Consider the following 16,978-nt stretch of genomic DNA (forward strand, 5'->3'; position numbering starts at 1 on the left):
AGAAACGGCCTGCGCGCGGTATCCTCCGGACATGGCTGTGCCGTTGAGCGGGCCCCTGGGCGAGCCGCCCCCCCGCGGACGCCGTACCGCGCGCCCGTCGGGCGACGACCGCGAGCTCGCCATCCTCGCCACCGCCGAACGGCTGCTGGCGGAGAAGCCGCTCAGCGCGATCTCCGTCGACGACCTGGCCCGGGGCGCCGGCATCTCGCGGCCGACCTTCTACTTCTACTTCGCGTCCAAGGACGCCGTGCTGCTCACGCTGCTCGACCGCGTGGTCGCCGAGGCCGACGCCGCCACCCTCGACGCGTCCCTGCTCCCGGGCGCCGGGCCGCGGGAGGGCTGGCGACTGGCGATCACGACGTACTTCGAGACGTTCCGCGCGCACCGTGCGCTCACCCTCGCGTGGGCGGAGGCCCGCTCGACCAACGCGGAGATCCGCGAGCTGTGGGCGCGGGTGTTCGACCAGTGGGCCCTGCGGTGCGCCGACGCGATCGAGGCCGAGCGGGCGCGCGGCGCGGCACCGCCCGGGCCGCCCGCGCGCGACCTCGCCGTCCTGCTGACCTCGATGAACGAGCGCGCCCTGTACGCCACGTTCAGCGGCGACGGGCCCGCGGTCGCCGAGTCCGCCGTCGTCGAGGTGCTGCTCGAGGTGTGGCTCCGGACGATCTACGGGACCGCCCCCACCGGCTGACCCGTGATGGTCAGGAGGGCCCGTGTCAGCGGGGGACGGCGGCCAGCGTCTCGCCGGTCAGGCTGCCGAGCCACACCGTCCCGCCGGCCTCCCGGACGCCGGTGAGCATGCTGAACCCGTCGACGGTGCCGGTGCGCTCGCGCACGACGCGGCCGTCGAGGCCGAGACCCACGGCGCCCACCGCGGGGTGGGCCGAGGGCTGCCACCGCTCCGGCACCCGCCCGACCGCCGCGCGGAGCGGGAGGGGCAGGCGCTGGATGACGTCGAGCGCCGGCACGCGCCGGCTGGCCAGGGCCACCCAGATCAGGCCGTCGGAGCCCAGCGCGATGTTGTCCGGGTAGCCCCAGAGGTCGTCGGCCAGCACGTCGCTGCAGCCGGCCCGCGCCCCGGTCAGCCACACCCGCCGGATCCGGCGGGCACCGGTCTCCGCCACGGCGACGTACGAGCCGTCGGAGGCCAGCGCCACCCCGTTCGCGAACTCGAGCCCGCCGAGCACCTCGGTGACCTCACCGGAGGGGTCCCGCCGGAACAGCCGGCCGCTGCGCGTGCGCCACAGCAGGTCCTCGCGCCAGCGCGGGATGGGGAAGCGGGTCGAGGAGTCGGTGAACCAGATGGTGCCGTCGGGCGCGACCGCGGCGTTGTTGACCGCGCAGAGCGGCCGGCCGCCCACGCGGTCGACGAGCGTCCGGACGGCGCCGCTCCCGGGCGCGACGGCGAGCAGCCCGGCGTCGGAGGCGCAGACGAGCACCTCGCCGGTGCCGAGCAGCTCCAGCCCCAGCGGGCGGCCGGGCACCCGGGCCACCGTGGCGACGGTGCCGTCGGATGGGTCGAGGCGGAGCACCCGGCCGTCGTCGACACCGGTGAGCACGCGCCCCTCGTGGTCGACCACCACGTCCTCGGGCCCGTGCCCCCCGACGGGGAAGAGCCGGACGCCGGCGAATCCCTCCGGGGCGCTCACCCGGCGGGGACGACGCTGCCCGACGGCGCCTCGATCTCCCGGCCGGTGACCCCGGTCCGGACGACGGTCACCGGGCAGGGGGCGTGGTGCACCAGCTGGTCGCTGACGGAGCCGAGGAGCAACCCGCGGAAGCCGCCGCGCCCGCGGGCGCCCATGACGAGCAGGTTCGCCCCCTCGGCCGCGGTCATGAGCCCCTGTGCCGGCGCCTTGTGCACCGCGTGGCAGGTGACCCGCACGGACGGGTCGAGCCCCGCCGCCTTGACGTGCGCGGACAGCTCGTCGAGCACCGCCTTCTCCCACTCCGGCAGCGGCGGCACGTACCCCGGCGTCCAGGTGCTGGGCTGCGGCGCGGTCATCATCGCCCAGGCGCGGACCACGTGGAGGTCGAGGTCGGCCCGGCAGGCGAGGCGCCCGGCCCAGACCAGCGCCTCCTGCGCGCTCTTGGAGCCGTCGTGCCCGACGACGATCCCGCCCTCGACGCGTACGGCCTCGCAGACGTCGCTCATCGCTGCCTCCCTCGGTCCGGCCTGGTCACGGCGCAGCCCTAGCTTCTCACCAGGGGTGCGGTCCGGTGGACGCCGGGCGGCGGGCTCAGTGCGGCACGGGCGCGGGGCGGCCCATCATCACGACGACGTTGTTCTCGTCCCGCTGCTCGGGCGCCACCTGCTCGACGGCCACGTTGCCCTGCACCACGTGGGTGCGCGGCTGGTCCTCGGGCACCATGTCGGCGACCGCCTTGAGCGCCTCGCTGATGCGGTCGGTGAGCCCGCGCAGGGACTGCCGCGCCTGGTCGCGCTGGTGGCGCAGGTCGTCGACCTCCGCCTGCACCGAGGCACGGTGCGCGGTCGCGGCGGCGTCGGCCCGCTCCCGCTCCTGCGCGGCGAGGGCGTCGAGCCGGTCGCGCTCGACGGCGGCCGTGCGGAGGATCTCCGCAGCCTCCGCCCCGGCGCGCTCGATCTGCGCGGCGGCCGCCGCGCGGTCCCGGCGCGCCTGCTCGAGCAGCTCGTCGGCGGCGTCGACCGCCATCTCCTTGATCTGGTGGGCCTTGCGCAGGCGGGCGTCGGCCTCCGTGCGCGCCTCCGCGACGATGCGCTCGGCCTCGCGCGCGCCGGCCTCGGTGAGCGCCGCCGCCTCCTCCTCGGCCAGGCGGAGCATCTCCTGCACGCGCTGCGAGACGGGGAAGGCCTCCCGGCCGGGCGGGGCGTCGGCGAGCAGCCGCCGGGAGATCTCCAGCTCCGCGGAGGTCTCACCGAACCGGCTGAGCAGGTGGTCGACCTGGCGGCGGACGGCGACGAGCTCGCTCTCCGCCCACGCCGTGTAGTTGTCGACCTCGAGGCGGTCGTAGCCGTGCAGCCGGACCCGGAAGACCGGCCGGTGGTCCAGCAGCTCGTCGAAGTCACCGCGCACGTTCGGCCCACCCTGACTCATGCCGGTCGCGCGCCCGTTGTTCCCGCCGTCGGCCACGGTCATCGATCTCCCCCTGCTGCCACTGCTGACAGGCCGGACAGTGCCAGACGCGGGCGCCGACGGCCCGGCGCCGTGACCGGACCGTGAGAGTGGCACCGGCGTAGTTCGGCTGACCGTGCCAGGACGGTCACGTTCCGCTACCCGGGACCCCGGGTCCGGCCCGTCCCCGGTCCGGGGTGGTGGGATGGGACGGCGGGCATAGATCCGGGGGTGCTCCTGTTGTGCGGGGCGGTAGTTGCACTCTCAACTAGCGATGGGAACCGACATGCAGTTCGGCATCTTCACGGTCAGCGACATCACGCAGGACCCGACCACCGGTCGCACCCCGACCGAGGCCGAGCGGATCAAGGCGGTCCTGACCATCGCCCGGAAGGCCGAGGAGGTCGGGCTCGACGTCTTCGCCCTCGGCGAGCACCACAACCCGCCCTTCTTCTCCTCCTCCCCCACCACGACGCTGGCGTGGATCGCGGCGAACACCACGAAGCTCCAGCTCTCGACGTCCACGACGCTGATCACCACCAACGACCCGGTGAAGATCGCCGAGGACTACGCGATGCTGCAGCACCTGGCCGACGGCCGGGTCGACCTGATGATGGGGCGCGGCAACACCGGGCCGGTCTACCCGTGGTTCGGCAAGGACATCCGCGACGGCATCGAGCTCGCGGTCGAGAACTACGCGCTCCTCCGCCGGCTGTGGCGCGAGGACGTCGTGAACTGGGAGGGGAAGTTCCGCACCTCGCTGCAGGGCTTCACCTCGACCCCGCGCCCGCTCGACGGCGTCCCGCCGTTCGTCTGGCACGGCTCGATCCGCAGCCCGCAGATCGCCGAGCAGGCGGCGTACTACGGCGACGGGTTCTTCCACAACCACATCTTCTGGCCGCCGGAGCACACCCAGCGGATGGTCGAGTTCTACCGCCGCCGCTACGAGCACTACGGCCACGGCAGCGCCGACCAGGCCATCGTCGGCCTGGGCGGGCAGGTGTTCATGCGCAAGAACAGCCAGGACGCCGTCAACGAGTTCCGCCCCTACTTCGACGTCGCCCCGGTCTACGGCCACGGCCCGTCGCTGGAGGAGTTCACCTCCCAGACGCCGCTGACCGTCGGCAGCCCGCAGCAGGTCATCGAGCGGACCCTCGGCTTCCGCGACTACGTCGGCGACTACCAGCGCCAGCTGTTCCTCATCGACCACGCCGGCCTGCCGCTGAAGACGGTCCTCGAGCAGCTGGACCTGCTCGGCGAGGAGGTCGTGCCGGTGCTGCGCAAGGAGTTCGCCGCGCTGAAGCCGGCCCACGTCCCCGAGGCGCCGACGCACGAGTCGCTGGTCGCCGCGGCCGGTGGCGCGAAGGACGCGACGGTCTACGCGGGCGCCGACGACGTGACGGGGCAGGTCCGATGACCACGCGGGCCGGGAACGTCAGGAACATCGCCGTCGTCAGCGGCGGTCTCAGCGTCCCGTCGTCGACCCGGCTCCTGGCCGACCGGCTCACGAGCGCCACCGTGGCGGCGCTCAAGGACCGCGGCGAGGACACCACGGTCGAGGTCGTCGAGCTGCGCGAGCACGCCCGCGACCTGGCCGACAACCTCGTGACCGGTTTCGCCAACAAGCCCCTGCAGACGGCGGTGGACACGGTGACCGGCGCGGACGGCCTGATCGCCGTGACGCCGATCTTCTCCGCCTCCTACAGCGGCCTGTTCAAGACGTTCTTCGACGTCCTGGACAAGGACGCGCTGATCGGCAAGCCCGTCCTCCTCGGGGCGACCGCCGGCACCGCCCGGCACTCCCTGGCCCTCGAGCACGCCGTCCGCCCGCTGTTCAGCTACCTGCGCGCGGTGACCGTGCCGACGGCCGTGTTCGCGGCGACGGAGGACTGGGCCGGGGCGGGCGGCATCGACCGCGCGCTGGCCGGCCGCATCGACCGGGCCGCGGGCGAGCTCGCCGACCTGGTCGCCGGCCGCCCGGCCGGCGCCCGGCCGGTGGACCCCTTCGCCGATCCGACGACGTCCTTCGAGGACCTCCTGAAGGGCCGCTAGCGACCACCGAGGGCCATCGTGGCCACTATGGCCCTCAGCCGACCGCGGTGGCGGAGGGCGGCGCGCTGCCGCCGCCCTCCGACTCCCCGCGCATGATGCGGGCGATCTCCGCGCGGTCGGTCGCCGAGGGCAGCCCCCAGGCGGGCTCGTACTCGTACACCTCGTGCAGCGGCCGCGACGCCGTCCGGCCGGTGAGCACCTCGACCGAGCCGGAGTCGATCAGCCCCGGGTGCTCGACGCCGCACGCCTCGGCCACCTTGAGCAGGTCGCGCCGGAGCGTGCGCACGTAGTTGGCCGCCCGCACCGACTTCAGCGCCGGGTCGAGGCCGTGGGCCAGCCACGCGTTCTGCGTGGCCACGCCGGTGGGACAGGTGTCGGTGTGGCACTTCTGGGCCTGGATGCAGCCGATGGCCAGCATCGCCTCACGGGCGACGTTCACCATGTCGCAGCCCAGCGCGAACGCCACCGTCGCGTTGTCGGGCAGGCCGAGCTTGCCGCCGCCGATGAACGTGACGTCCTCGGCGAGCCCCTTGCGGGCGAAGGTCGCGTACACCCGGGCGAAGCCGAGCTGGAAGGGCAGCGACACCGAGTCGGTGAAGATCAGCGGCGCCGCGCCGGTGCCGCCCTCGCCCCCGTCGATCGTCACGAAGTCGACGCCTCGACGTCCGGATGGGCCGCCGGCGGCCATGTGGTCGGTCAGCTCGTCCCAGAAGCGCATGTCGCCGACGGCGGACTTGATGCCGACCGGCAGGCCCGTCTCGGCCGCCAGCAGCTCCACCCAGTCGAGCAGGCTGTCGACGTCGGAGAACTCGGCGTGCCGTGACGGGCTGATGCAGTCCACGCCCTCCGGCACCCCGCGGGTCTCGGCGATCTCGGCCGACACCTTCGCGCCGGGCAGGACCCCGCCCAGGCCGGGCTTCGCCCCCTGGCTCAACTTGATCTCCAGCGCCCGCACCGGCGCGCCGGCGACCAGCGCCTTCAGCCGCTGCAGGTCGAAGCGCCCCTCGGCGTCGCGGCAGCCGAAGTACGCGGTCCCGATCTGGTAGACCAGCTCGCCGCCGTGCCGGTGGTGCGGCGAGACGCCGCCCTCCCCCGTGTTGTGCAGGCAACCGGCCAGCGCGGCGCCCCTGTTCAGCGCCTCGACGGCGGCACCCGACAGCGAGCCGAAGCTCATCGCCGAGATGTTGACCACCGACGACGGGCGGAAGGCCAGCCGGCGCCCGCGGGGACCGCCCAGCACCTTGGCCGACGGCAGGTCGACGTCGTGGCCGGTGTGCACGTTGGTCGCGGGCACCGCGCGTCCGAACGTCCGGTGGTTGATGACCGGGTACCCGGCCGTGTACTCGAGGTCGTTGTCGGTGCCGAAGCCGAAGTAGTTGTTGTCGCCCTTGGCCGAGGCATACACCCACCGCCGCTGGTCGCGGGTGAACGGGCGCTCCTCGTTGTTGCCCGCGACGAGGTACTGCCGCAGCTCCGGGCCGATCGACTCGAGCAGGTAGCGCGCGTGCCCGATCACCGGGAAGTTGCGCAGCAGCGTGTGCTCCCGCTGGAGCAGGTCCCGGGCGGCGACGGCTGCGACGGCGGACAGCCCGGCGGCGGCCGCGCGTGCTACGCGGTTCATGCGGGTCACGATCCCAGCGGTGGGTCCTCCGCGACAGTCGAACGGACGCGGGCCGGGTCAGAGCAGCAGGCTCAGCACCAGCGCCAGGACGAAGCCGATGGTGCCCAGCAGCGTCTCCATCACCGTCCACGTCTTGAGCGTGGTCTTCTCGTCCATCTGGAAGAACCGGCTGACCAGCCAGAAGCCCGAGTCGTTCACGTGCGAGAGCACCGTCGCGCCGCCCGCGATCGCGATCACGATGAGGGCGAGGTCGATGCTCGTCAGCCCGTCGCTCGCCTCGACGACCGGCGCGATGAGGCCCGCGGCCGTGGTGAGCGCGACGGTGGCCGACCCCTGGGCGATCCGCAGCAGCACCGCGATGACGAAGGCCGCGACGATCACGGGCAGACCGATGTCGGCCAGCACGTCGGCCAGCGCCTCGCCGATCCCGCTGGCTCGCAGCACGCCGCCGAACATCCCGCCCGCGCCGGTGATCAGGATGATCGAGCAGACCGGCCCGAGCGCGGAGTTCACCACCGACTCGACCTCGGCCTTGTCGGTGCCGCGGTGGGTCCCCAGCACGTAGCTGGCGACGAGGACCGTGATCAGCAGGGCGACGGGCGTCGCACCGATCAGCTGGCCCGCCCGGACCACGAACGACCCCTCGTCCAGGGCGCCGGCGGTGGCCAGCGTGCTCAGGCCGGTGTTGAGGAAGATCAGGACCAGCGGCAGGAGCAGGATCGCGATGACCGTGCCGAACGACGGCGGGCCGGCGGTCCGCCGGGCGGTCCGGGTCGGCGCGGAGCCGTCCCCCGCGGCCGGTGAGGTCCCCTCCACCGCGGCGTCCGGCGCACCCGACGATCCCCCGCCGCCGGAGCGGTCCTCGTCCGAACCGAGGATGTCGGGGACGGCGACGTCGTAGCGGCGGCCGGCCCACAGGCCGAAGAGGTACCCGCCCAGGTACCAGGTGGGCAGCCCGATCAGCAGGCCGAAGACCAGGACGAGGCCGATGTCGGCGCCGATCAGCTCCGCGGCCGCGACCGGGCCGGGGTGCGGCGGCACGAAGGCGTGCATGACCGCGAAGGCGCCGGCGACCGGGAGCCCGTAGGTGAGCAGCGACCCGCCCAGGCGCAGGGCGACGGTGAACACGATCGGCAGGAACACGACCAGGCCCGCGTCGAAGAAGATCGGGAACCCGAACAGCAGGGCGGCGACGCCGAGGGCCAGCGGTGCGCGCTTCTCGCCGAAGCGTCGGATGAGCGAGTCGGCGAGGACCTGGGCCCCGCCGCTGAACTCCAGCAGCCGGCCGAGCATGGCGCCCAGGCCCACCAGCAGCGCGACGTTGGCCAGGGTCGAGCCGAAGCCCGTGGTCAGCGTCGTGACGACGTCCTCGAGGGGGACCTGGGCCGCCAGGGCCGTCAGCAGGCTGACGAGGATGAGCGCGAGGAACGCGTGCATCTTCAGCCGCATGATCAGGAAGAGCAGCACGAGCACCGCCGCTGCGGCGATCAGCAGCAGCGGACCTGCCCCCAGCGCGGGTTCGACCTCGGTCATGGACGCCTCCCAGCGGTCTCGGGAGGTGATCTTGCGCGCCGTGGCGGACGCCCGCCATCCGACGCCGTCAGCGGTAGGCCGAGCCCCCGCGCAGCCGGGCACGCACCGCGACGGTCAGCGGGGCGAGGACGACGCCGTCGCGCGCGAGCCGCCCGCGCAGCTGGCGGCGGTGCCGGAGCACCCCCACCAGGCCGATCGCCCAGAAGACGTACTGCACCGCGAAGGCGGCCCGGAAGGCGTCGAGGTCGTAGTCGGTGGACGACCCCGGGGTGAGGACGTCGAGCACGAGCCCCACGGCGAGGATGGTCAGCAGCGACGCCACGAAGCCGCCGACGTTGACCACGCCGCTCGCGCTCCCCATCCGCTCCGCCGGGTTCTCCGTGCGGGCGTAGTCGAACCCGATCATCGACCCGGGCCCGTTGGTGCCGAGGACGACGACGAGCACGACCAGGAGCGGCAGCGGCGCGCGCCCGGGCCAGAGCAGGACGACGGTCCAGATGGTCACGGTGACGGCGAGGATGCCGAAGACGAGGTCGGACCGGCGCAGCGGCCAGCGCCCGCACAGCCGGCCGAACAGCGGGCCCACCCCCATGCCGACGACGACCAGCAGGGTCAGCAGCGACGCGGCGACGCCCGGCGAGAGCCCCTCCCCCACGACGAGGAAGGGGTAGCCCCACAGCAGCGCGAAGACCGTCCCGGAGAACTGGGTGACCAGGTGCGTGTACAGCCCGATCCGCGTGCCCGGCTCGCGCCAGGTGGCGGCCAGGTTGCCACGCAGCTCCGCCAGACCCGCGGCCGGCGCGAGCACCGTCCCCTCGGGGGCGTCGCGCAGCGCCACGAGCACCAGGACGGCGACGAGGACGCCCGTGGCGGCGGCACCCAGGAACGTCGTCTGCCAGCTGGTGCCGTGCAGCAGGGCGACCAGCGGGTAGGCGGCGGCGACCGAGCCGAGCTGGCCGAGGATCCCGGTGAGCTGGGTGATCAGCGGGACGGTGCGCCCGGGGAACCAGAGCCCGACCACCCGCAGGACGCTGATGAACGTCATCGCGTCGCCCGCTCCCACCAGGACGCGCGCGGCGACCGCCGTCGGCACGTCGGTGGCCAGAGCCAGCACGAGCTGGCCGGCGGCCATCGTCACCGCGCCGGCGAGGATCATCCGGCGGGACCCGAACCTGTCCAGCGCCACGCCCACCGGCACCTGCAGCCCCGCGTACACGGCCAGCTGCAGGACCAGGAACAACGAGACGGCCGACGCGCCGGCGGAGAACCGCTCCTGCGCGTCGACGGCGGCCACCCCCAGGGACGCCCGGTGGAAGACCGCGACCGTGTAGGCGGTCAGCGCGACCAGCCACACGGTCCAGGCGCGGGCCGACGGCCGTTCGACGACCGGAGCGCCGTCCCCGGCTGGCTGCATCGTCACCCCATGGAGGACACCGGACCGACGGCGCTGCTTCCGCGACGCCGCGGTGAGTTCGCTCACCCGGGCGCTTCCTGCCCGTTACAGTTCGCCGCGATGCACACCCTGGTCGACCCCGCCGACGACCCGGCCGTGGACGACGCCCCCCGTCGCGGCCGGATCCTCTGGGCGCTCGCCACCTGCATGGTCGGCAAGGGCTACCAGGCCACGACGATCTCCGACATCGCCGCCGCGGCACGGGTGTCCAAGACCGTCGTCTACGCGCACTTCCGCGACAAGGAGCACTGCCTGCTCGAGCTGTACTCGCGGGCGAACGACAAGGTGCTCGACCGCGTCCGGCAGGCCCAGGAAGAGGCCCGGCAGGCCGGGCTGCCCTGGCGCGACCGGGTGCGCGCGGGCGTCGGCGCGTACCTCGAGACCCTGGCCGACGGCCCCGCCGTGGCCTGGGCGGCGCTCGTCGAGGTCCAGGCGGCCGGCCGGCCGGCGCTGGCCCTGCGGCGGCAGATGATCGACCGCTACGTCGAGCTGCTCACCGAGGTGGCGGCGGCGCTCGTCGCCGAGCACCCCGACGAGGTCCGGCCGGTGAGCCGGGACCTCCTCGTCGCGGCCGTGGGCGGGATCAACGAGCTGATGCTGGCCCGGGTCGAGCGGGGCGAGGCCGAGCTCCTGCGCGAGGACGACGACACCGCGGCCGCGATCGTCATCGGGCTGCTCGAACGGCGCGACTGACCCGTACGGGGCCACGACCTACCGGCCGGTAACCGGTTCTGTCTACGCTCTGCGGGTCCGCGCCGTCCCGCCGGAAGGAACCCGTGACCGCATCCACGACGCTCGAGGGCGGCCCCGAGGCCCGCGCCGAGCGGGCCTTCCCCGCCCTCGACGGCGCCCGGGCGCTCGCCGCGACGGCCGTGGTGGGCACGCACGTGGCCTTCTGGACCGGCGGAGACACCAGCTCGCTGCTGGGCCGGGCGTTCGCCCGCTTCGACATCGGTGTGCCGATCTTCTTCGTCCTGTCGGGCTTCCTGCTCTCGCGGCCGATCTTCCTGGCCGCCGCCCGACGCCGACCCGGCCCCCGGCCGGCCGCCTACCTATGGCGGCGGGCGCTGCGCATCCTCCCGGCCTACTGGCTGACGGTCACCGCCGCGCTCCTGCTGCTCCCGGAGAACCGGGGCGCCGGCCCAGCCCTGTGGGCCAGCTACCTCCCGCTCGTCCAGAACTTCGTCACCGTGCCGGTCGCCGAGGGGCTCTCCCACACGTGGAGCCTCTCGACCGAGGTCTCGTTCTACCTCCTGCTCCCGCTGTTCGGCGCGGGTCTCGTCCGGCTGTACGGCCCCCGGCCGGAGCGGCCGGCGCGCGTCCTCGTCGCCCTCGGCGTCGCGGCCCTGGTGGGCGTCCTCTGGCTGGTCTGGGTGTGGGTCGCCCGTCCTCTCCCGGTGCAGATGGACCTCTGGCTCCCGTCGTTCTTCGGCTGGTTCGGCGCCGGCATGGTGCTGGCGGTGCTGTCGGTCTCCGACCGCACCTGGCGACCGGTGCGGTTGGCGACCGAGCTGGGCTCGAGCCCGGCGACGTGCTGGACCGCCGCAGGCGTGCTGTTCTGGTTCTCGACGACGCCGTTCGCCGGGCCGCTCGACCTCGTGGCGCCCTCACCGGGGCAGGCGGTCACCAAGAACCTGCTCTACCTCGGGGTCGCGGGGCTGCTGATCCTGCCGCTCGTGTTCGGCGACCAGCGCCAGGGTCTGATCCGCCGCGCCCTCTCCGGACCGCTCGTGACGTCCCTCGGCGAGATCTCGTACGGCCTCTTCCTGGTGCACGTGCCGATCCTCGCCGGCGGCTACGCGCTGCTGGGCTGGACGACCTTCACCGGCAACTTCCTGCTCGTGCTGATCGCGACCTGGCTGGTCTCGGTGGCGGTCGCAGCGGGCCTCTACCTGCTCGTCGAGCGGCCGGTGCGCCGCTGGCGGGGGCTGGTCCCGGACCGGGCGGGGAAGCGGACGGCGACGAGCGAGGCCACGGCGCCGGAGATCCCGAGCAGCGCGAGCGCCTGAACCACCGGGACGCCGGGGTCGCCCGACGGCGCCTCCCAGACGGTGCCCGTCACGAGCGCCACCGTCAGCGCGGCGAGCAGCGCCGCCGCGGTCAGCAGGCCCAGGACGAGGGGGCGGCGCCGGCCGGCCAGCCACGCGGCGGCCAGGGCCGCCGCCAGGGCGACGAGCCCCGCGACGCCCCCGACGAGGCCGATCGAGCCGACCGCGGCCGCCACGGTGACCGCGCCGGCCGTCCGGCGGCGGCCGGTCGCCGGCGGGCCCGACGTCCGCGCCGGGACCAGGACGAGGACGGCGAGCACCCCGAGCGCCGCGGCGCCTCCGAGCAGCGCGGTCCGATAGGTGTCCCCGGGGGCGAAGTCCAGCCGCACCTCGCCGGGGGCTCCGGCGGGCAGCACGTAGCCCTGCTGCCAGCCGTCGACGGCCAGCGGTTCCAGTTCCCGGCCGTCGAGGGTGGCGACCCAGCCAGGGTTCGTGTTCTCCGGGACGACGAGCAGCGTCGGCTCGGAACGCCGGCCGACCTCGACCACGCGGTGCTCGGCGTCCCACCGCGACACGTCAGCGGCAGTGCGCCGCCCGGCGCCGACGGCGGCGTCGGACCGCACCAGCGTCGCCGACCGCACGGCGAAGGAGTCGGTGTCGGCGGCGGTGAACCGGTGCTCGCCCTGGGGCAGCCGCTGGTCGGCGGCGGTCTCCGGGCAGATCACCGGCTGCACCGGCTCGAGGGTCCGCAGGGCACCCAGCGTGGTGCGGACGGAGGTCTGCCGGGACGTCCCGTCGAGGGTCACCACCGGCCCCTCACCGCAGGGGAGCTCGACCACCGTGCCGGCGTCGCGCGAGGCGACGGCGTCGATCTCGAGCTCGGAGATGCCGACGCCGAGGGTGCTGACCAGACGCGTGTACGGGTCGAAGGACGTCGTCTCCAGGCGCAGCGGGAACGAGAGCGTGAGCCGGTCGGTGGTCAGCGCCGGGAAGCTCGCCCGTCCGTCGTCGTCGAGCTCCACCGTGCGCTCGAGACCGTTGGCGCTGACGCGGACGGCCGTCGGGACCGAGGCGGCCGTGTCGGCGTCGAGCACCACGCGGAGGCCGTCGATCGTCCGGGGCTGCAACCAGTCCAGGGTGAGAGCGGGGGCGCGGTCCCCGGCCGACGCCACCCAGGCGGTACCCAGGTCGCCGTCCACCGCGGCGTCCGCACCCGACCGCGGGTCGGGCACCGCCGTGCTCGACACGGCGACGTCCGGGCCCAGCGGCCGCGCGGCCGCGGCGATGAGGGCGTCGAGCGCTCCCCCCGGCCGGGGCACGGCCGTGACCGAGATGTCGTAGGCCGCGGCCTGGACGGTGGTGAACACCCGGTCGAGGCCGGCCGACTCCTCGGGCCCGCGCACCAGCTGACCGGCGCACCGGGTGTCCCCGGTGGCGACCACCGCGCAGCCGGACTCCGCCGGGGAGGAGGCGTCGAAGGCGTAGACCGAGGCCGGCCCCGACGGGCTGGGCGTGACGACGGTGCGCGACACCTCGACGCCCGGGACGTCGAGCTCCGCGATCGCGAGGTCCTCGGTGGTGCGGCCCGTCTCGTCCCCCACGACCTCCAGGGTCAGGCTCCGCGTGCTCCCGGAGGGGAGCTGCAGCCGCTGCGGGCGCGACGTCGCCTCGAGGGGGACGACCCTGCTGCCGGCGTCCGTGGTGAGCCGCAGCCGGGCCGGGACGTCCGCGTCGGGGTCGGCCGCCAGCTGCAGCACGACGGACGAGGCCGTGATCGGCTCGTCGCTGTCGATGCGCCACCAGACCCGCTGCGGTTCGCCGAGCCGGTCGGCCGGGCGCCAGACGGTGGTCAGGTCCCCGTCGACCGCGGCGAAGGGCTGGTCTGCGGGCACGGAGCGGCCGTAGCTGTCGGCGTCCGACGCGGAGCTCGAGGCCGACACGCGGCCCCCGTCGTAGCGGACGACGGACTCGCCGTGCTCGGCGCCCGGGTAGAGGTAGTCGCGGGCCCGCCCCTCCAGCCGCAGCGGGTCGTCCTGGGAGAGACCCGCGGAGACCGCGGCGGACGTCCGGCCGAAGGTCCGCTCCCGGCGGAGCTGGGCGTCGCTCACCATCACCTCGTCCGCGGCCTCCCCGTCGTCGACGACGAGGGCGGGACGGCCGGTGAGCAGGCCGCGCTCCTCCAGGGCGAGCACGGCGTCGGGACCGCCGACGACGGGGACCGCGTCGGACAACGGGGTCGTCCAGGCGTCCGGCACGGCGCCGGCCACCGCGTACACCTCGAGCGCCGGCCGGGGGGTGGCGAGGTAGGCGTCCAGCGCCCGCCCGAAGAGCGAGGTGCCGCCGGGGAACTGCGGGCCGAACGTCGCGACCCGCGTGATGCCGGGCGAGTCCCGGAGCGCCTGCTGGACGAGGATGGGCCGCGTCGCGCCCGCGGCGCCGCTGTCCAGGTCGTTGCGGACGACGAGGTGCGAGATCCCCGCCCTGGCCAGGTACCGCGTCAGGCCGGCGGAGCCCTCCCCGCGCGCCAGGCGCTCCTCGACCTCGTCGAGCATCCGGATGTGCGCCGCCGGCGTCAGCGGGATGGCGTTGCGCACCTCCCAGTCCGACTCCGCCAGCGGCTGGAGGGGCTCGTCACCGGTGCTGCCCCAGGCGTACGTGCCGAACGAGGAGGACGGGAGCACCAGCGCCCGGCCGCTGGGCTGCGCGTCGGCCAGCCACTCCGCGGCGTCCTCCCAGTACGCGGGCAGCGCCGCGAACCCGGTGGGAGCCGTCAGCCGGCCGGCCACGGCGGGCGAGGCCACGGCGACCATGGCCAGCACGACGGCGCCGATCCCCGCCCGGGCCACCGGGCGCAGCCGGTCGCGGCCCGGGCGCCGCACCCGCCGGAACATGATCCCGGTCAGGTGGGCGATGCCCAGCACCAGCGGGATGCGCAGCACCGGGTCGAACTTGTGCACGTTGCGCAGCGGCGCCAGGACGCCGTCGAGCGCGGAGTTCACCGGCTCGGCGAAGAAGCCCTGCAGCGGACCGAGGTGCCCGGCGGTCACGAGGACCACGCCGGCGAGCAGCCCGAGCACCAGCCAGCCGCGGTCGGGCAGGTTCGAGCACGTCAGCCCGAGCATGCCCACGACGACCAGCACCACCGTGGCGACGACGGGCAGCGTGTCGTGGACCAGGTCCCAGCCGGCCGGCCACAGCGGCCCGTCCGGCCGGGCGAGGTAGGCGACCCACTGCGTGGTGCCGCGCAGCGTCGACAGCAGACCGGTCGGCCGGGTGGTCGTCGCCGCGCTCTCGATGTAGTCGAGGAAGGGCGGGCTGTACCGCCCGAGCAGCAGGAGCGGTCCGGCCCACCAGGCCGTGGCGAGCGCGACGGCACCGGCCCACCACGCCACGAGCCGGCGCCGGCGCGGGCCGGGTGGGCGGGTCAGCAGGTAGATCGCCGCCAGCGGGAGGACCGCCGCCGTGGCGACCGCGTTCACCCCGCCGACGCAGAACACCACCAGCCCGGAGAGCGCGGCGGCCCGGCGGGGTGAGCCCCCGTGCGCCCCGGCGACGAGGGGCACCAGCACCCACGGCGCCAGGGCCATCGGCAGCACCTCGATGGAGGTGGCCCCGATGCCGCTGAGCATGCGCGGAGCGAGCGCGTAGGCCAGGCCGGCGAGCAGCTGCGACTCGTGCGTGCCGATCCGCAACCGCCGGGCCAGGACCACGACGCCGAGGAAGGCCAGGCAGAGCAACGCGGCCATCCAGAGCCGCTGCACCACCCACACGGGGATGCCCAGCGTCTCGCCCAGGGCGAAGAACGGTCCCATCGGGAAGAGGTAGCCGTAGGCCTGGTTCTGCACCTGACCGGCGAAGCCCTCGGGCTCCCAGAGCTGGAGGGCCCGCCCGAGGAAGCCCCACGGGTCGACGGCGAGGTCCAGCTTGGTGTCGGCGACGACCTTGCCGGGCTGCTGGCTGAGGGTGAGCACGACCAGCCCGGCGCACGCGACGAGGACCTGCAGTCGCTGCACCGGAGACGGCCGGTGGCCGGCCTCCACGCTGGATGGAGGCCGGCCACCGGCCGGCGGGGACGCGGGTGCGTCCGGAAGGGTCATGAGCGTTGCCATGTGCGGGGCCGAGGGGCGCAGCCGCACCCCCGGAGGTTACTGGACCTGCGGCTCGCGAACGGGCGGCGCCACGTACTGCCCGGGGCGGTGCGCCCCGGTCCCGGCCCGGCGGACGAGCAGGACGCCGATCACGATGACGACGAGGCCCAGCCCCAGGAGCGCGAGCGGCAGCACGGTCTTGACCAAGGAGATCTGCCCGCCGATGTCCTCGGCGCGGTCGACACCGGCGGAGATCGTGTCGGCGTCGCCGGCGAAGGTGCCCGACAGGATCGTGGCGGCCTCGTCGCCGTCCGGGCCCACGAGGACCGTGTTCGGGTGCTCCTCGGAGGTCACGATGACGCCGCTGGTCGGCTCCACCCAGATGGTGCGCTCGTTGCTGTAGACGATGTCGGCCGACACGGTGCCGCCCTCGTCCGACCCGACCAGGGCGGCGGGGACGTCGGTCGTGCGGATGACGGTCTCGGGGATGCGCTGCACGAAGCGGTAGACGTCGAGGCCCTCGAGCTCCTCCTCGCCCTCGAAGGTGGCCGGCCAGGCCTGCCGGGTCGTGGAGTTGAAGACGTCGTAGTCCTTCTGCTCCGTGCCGAACGGGAAGGTGAGGGTCAGGCCCTCGATGTCGACGTCGTCGTCGTAGTCGACGTGGTCGACGTCGCACTTCACCGCGACGGCCTCGCGCCGGTCGATGCAGACCCGGTAGGTGCCGGCGTTGAGGAGGGTGCCGTCGGTGGCGGTGATCGTGGAGCCGAAGTTCCACACCGCGACGTCGTCGGAGGCCGCCTCCGACCCGGGGTCGCCCTGGACCTCCTGGCGGACGTCGGCCTCGAGGCCGCTCAGCTGCTCCGCGGCGGCGAGGTCGAAGTACTCGATGTCGGTGCCCTGCGCGGTCGGGCTGGCCGTCTGGTCGAGCGGGTACTTGACCAGCGCCGGCTCCAGGAACAGGCGGACGGCGAGCGCGGCGGCGAGCAGGAACGCTCCCAGACCCAGCAGCCCCAGCCCGATGGCGCGTCCACGCATGCCGATTGCTCCTCCAGCTCGTCGCGACGGCACCGTTGCGTCGCAGCGCCGCAACACTACTGACGAGTAGGCCGCTGTCCAGCCCCGGCTGGTACGGAGCGGTATCAACGGCC

At 74.4% G+C, this 16,978-nt stretch carries 12 protein-coding genes and 1 pseudogene; 5 read left to right on the plus strand and 8 right to left on the minus strand.

Features of this window, described 5'->3' with window-relative positions:
• The first annotated feature begins 31 nt into the window (after nucleotides 1-31).
• Nucleotides 32-691, plus strand: coding sequence for a TetR/AcrR family transcriptional regulator (locus ACI78T_RS18850; RefSeq protein ID WP_456559661.1), 660 nt, complete (start codon nucleotides 32-34; stop codon nucleotides 689-691).
• 25 nt (nucleotides 692-716) lie between these two features.
• Here the strand turns inward: ACI78T_RS18850 and ACI78T_RS18855 are convergent, their stop codons facing one another.
• From ACI78T_RS18855 to ACI78T_RS18865, 3 genes are all read right to left on the minus strand, one after another.
• Entirely contained in the window at nucleotides 717-1,649 is a 933-nt protein-coding gene (locus tag ACI78T_RS18855) for an SMP-30/gluconolactonase/LRE family protein (protein WP_456559662.1), read from the minus strand.
• Complete coding sequence (locus ACI78T_RS18860; RefSeq protein WP_456559663.1) at nucleotides 1,646-2,155, minus strand: universal stress protein; 510 nt, start codon at nucleotides 2,153-2,155, stop codon at nucleotides 1,646-1,648. Before ACI78T_RS18860 ends, ACI78T_RS18855 begins: the two co-directional genes overlap by 4 nt.
• 85 nt (nucleotides 2,156-2,240) lie before the next feature.
• Entirely contained in the window at nucleotides 2,241-3,119 is an 879-nt protein-coding gene (locus ACI78T_RS18865; RefSeq protein ID WP_456559664.1) for a hypothetical protein, read from the minus strand.
• 250 nt (nucleotides 3,120-3,369) lie between these two features.
• Between ACI78T_RS18865 and ACI78T_RS18870 the strand changes: the two genes are divergently transcribed.
• Both ACI78T_RS18870 and ACI78T_RS18875 read left to right on the plus strand, forming a co-directional pair.
• A complete protein-coding gene (locus tag ACI78T_RS18870; protein ID WP_456559665.1) occupies nucleotides 3,370-4,512 on the plus strand; it encodes an LLM class flavin-dependent oxidoreductase in 1,143 nt (380 codons plus the stop codon).
• Nucleotides 4,509-5,147, plus strand: coding sequence for an FMN reductase (locus ACI78T_RS18875; RefSeq protein ID WP_456559666.1), 639 nt, complete (start codon nucleotides 4,509-4,511; stop codon nucleotides 5,145-5,147). Before ACI78T_RS18870 ends, ACI78T_RS18875 begins: the two co-directional genes overlap by 4 nt.
• A gap of 34 nt (nucleotides 5,148-5,181) precedes the next feature.
• Here ACI78T_RS18875 and ACI78T_RS18880 read toward each other — a convergent pair whose 3' ends face one another.
• The 3 genes from ACI78T_RS18880 to ACI78T_RS18890 all read right to left on the minus strand — a co-directional run bounded on the left by ACI78T_RS18880 (nucleotide 5,182) and on the right by ACI78T_RS18890 (nucleotide 9,715).
• Nucleotides 5,182-6,768 carry a glutamate synthase-related protein gene (locus ACI78T_RS18880; protein ID WP_456559667.1) on the minus strand — a complete coding sequence of 529 codons (1,587 nt, stop codon included), beginning with the start codon at nucleotides 6,766-6,768 and terminating at the stop codon, nucleotides 5,182-5,184.
• Nucleotides 6,769-6,825: 57 nt separating this feature from the next.
• Complete coding sequence (locus ACI78T_RS18885) at nucleotides 6,826-8,301, minus strand: GntP family permease (RefSeq protein WP_456559668.1); 1,476 nt, start codon at nucleotides 8,299-8,301, stop codon at nucleotides 6,826-6,828.
• A gap of 67 nt (nucleotides 8,302-8,368) precedes the next feature.
• Nucleotides 8,369-9,715, minus strand: coding sequence for an MFS transporter (locus tag ACI78T_RS18890; RefSeq protein ID WP_456559696.1), 1,347 nt, complete (start codon nucleotides 9,713-9,715; stop codon nucleotides 8,369-8,371).
• Between the two features lie 99 nt (nucleotides 9,716-9,814).
• Here ACI78T_RS18890 and ACI78T_RS18895 point away from each other — a divergent pair, with 99 nt between their 5' ends.
• Together ACI78T_RS18895 and ACI78T_RS18900 are read left to right on the plus strand one after the other, a co-directional pair.
• Nucleotides 9,815-10,447, plus strand: a complete 633-nt coding sequence (locus ACI78T_RS18895) for a TetR/AcrR family transcriptional regulator (protein WP_456559669.1) — start codon at nucleotides 9,815-9,817, stop codon at nucleotides 10,445-10,447.
• Nucleotides 10,448-10,530: 83 nt separating this feature from the next.
• The gene (locus tag ACI78T_RS18900) at nucleotides 10,531-11,763 is read left to right on the plus strand and encodes an acyltransferase family protein (RefSeq protein WP_456559670.1); all 1,233 of its coding nucleotides are present in this window, start codon (nucleotides 10,531-10,533) and stop codon (nucleotides 11,761-11,763) included.
• Nucleotides 11,764-12,707: 944 nt separating this feature from the next.
• On the opposite strand, the pseudogene ACI78T_RS18905 reads toward ACI78T_RS18900, so the two are convergent.
• Both ACI78T_RS18905 and ACI78T_RS18910 read right to left on the minus strand, forming a co-directional pair.
• Nucleotides 12,708-15,851: pseudogene (locus ACI78T_RS18905) on the minus strand (alpha-(1->3)-arabinofuranosyltransferase domain-containing protein); the annotation flags it as partial.
• Between the two features lie 36 nt (nucleotides 15,852-15,887).
• Nucleotides 15,888-16,865 carry a DUF3068 domain-containing protein gene (locus ACI78T_RS18910; protein ID WP_456559671.1) on the minus strand — a complete coding sequence of 326 codons (978 nt, stop codon included), beginning with the start codon at nucleotides 16,863-16,865 and terminating at the stop codon, nucleotides 15,888-15,890.
• Nucleotides 16,866-16,978: the final 113 nt, after the last annotated feature.

It is taken from the genome of Blastococcus sp. SYSU D00922 (genome assembly GCF_054050495.1).